Annotated in this window: 1 protein-coding gene and 1 pseudogene; both read left to right on the top strand. The window is 71.2% G+C overall.

What is annotated here, in order from left to right:
* A partial coding sequence (locus tag KUTG_RS26420) for an NADP-dependent phosphogluconate dehydrogenase (RefSeq protein ID WP_157495623.1) occupies positions 1-587 on the top strand: 587 nt, incomplete at its 5' end.
* Positions 587-1,546, top strand: a pseudogene (gene recF / locus KUTG_RS26415) (DNA replication/repair protein RecF); the annotation flags it as partial. The gene KUTG_RS26420 and the pseudogene recF, both read left to right, overlap by 1 nt.

Genomic DNA, 1,546 nt, shown 5'->3' with positions numbered 1-1,546 from the left:
TGGACGAGAAGGGCATCGGCTACCTGGACTGCGGCGTGTCCGGTGGCGTGTGGGGCCTGGACGTCGGCTACGGCCTGATGGTCGGCGGCGACAAGAAGCACGTCGACCACGCGATGCCGATCTTCGACGCGCTGCGCCCCGAGGGCCCGCGCGAGGAGGGCTTCGCGCACTCCGGCCCGGTCGGCGCCGGCCACTTCTCCAAGATGGTGCACAACGGCATCGAGTACGGCCTGATGCAGGCCTACGCCGAGGGCTTCGAGCTGCTGGAGGCGTCCGAGCTGGTCACGGACGTGCCGGCGACCATCAAGGCGTGGCAGCGCGGCACGGTTGTCCGGTCCTGGCTGCTCGACCTGCTGGTCCGCGCCCTGGACTCCGACCCCGAGCTGGACGACCTGCGCGGCTACGTGGAGGACTCGGGCGAGGGCCGGTGGACCGTCGAGGAGGCGATCAACCACTCGGTGCCGGCTCCGGTCATCTCGGCCGCGCTGTTCGCCCGGTTCGCCTCCCGCCAGGACGACTCGCCGGCGATGCGGGCGGTCGCGGCGCTGCGCAACCAGTTCGGCGGTCACGCCGTACAGAAAGCCTGATGTACGTCCGGCATCTCCAGGTCGTCGACTTCCGCTCGTGGGCGCACGCCGATCTGGCGTTCGACCCGGGCGTGAGCGTCTTTGTCGGCTCCAACGGCCAGGGCAAGACGAACCTGGTCGAGGCGATCGGCTACGTGGCCACCCTGGGTTCGCACCGGGTGGCCACGGACGCGCCGCTGGTTCGCAGCGGCAGTCCGCGCGCGGTGATTCGCACCGCGGTGGTGAATGCCGGCCGTGAGTTGCTGGTCGAACTGGAGATCACGCCGGGCAAGGCCAACCGGGCGCGGATCAACCGCGGCCCGGTGCCCCGCCCGCGCGAGGTGCTGGGCATCCTGCACACGGTGTTGTTCGCGCCGGAGGAAAATGGCGCTGGAAACGCGGCGATCCCGGCGAGCGCCGCAAGTTCATGGACGACCTGTTGGTCGCGCGGGCGCCGAGGTACGCGGGCGTCCGCTCCGACTACGAGCGGGTGCTCAAGCAGCGCAGTGCCCTGCTGAAGTCGGCGGGCGCCGCGAGGCGCGCCGGCGGTCGGGGCGACCTGAGCACGTTGGAAGTGTGGGACGGCCACCTGGCCGCGCAGGGCGCGCAGCTGCTCGCGGCCCGGCTCGACCTGATCGACGACCTCGCGCCGCTGGTCGCCGCCAAATAAAACGGGGGTGGCCCCGGAGTCGCGACAGATCTCTATACGGTACCGGTCGACGCTCGGAGACGCGCTGCCGACCCGGGAGCGGGCCGATGTCGCGGAGCTGGAGGAGGAAAAAACTCGCCGAGATCGCCCGGGTCCGCCCGCAGGAGGTGGAGCGCGGGGTCTGCCTCGTCGGTCCGCATCGGGACGAGCTGGACCTGGCCCTCGGCGACAACCCGGCCAAGGGCTACGCCAGTCACGGAGAGTCATGGTCCTTCGCGCTGGCGCTGCGGCTCGGCGCGTACGACCTGCTGCGCGATGATGGGGCCGAGCC

The organism is Kutzneria sp. 744 (genome assembly GCF_000568255.1).
Lineage (GTDB): Bacteria > Actinomycetota > Actinomycetes > Mycobacteriales > Pseudonocardiaceae > Kutzneria.
The sequence above is the reverse complement of the archived record's forward strand: the minus strand, read 5'-3'. Positions and strand labels throughout refer to the sequence as shown.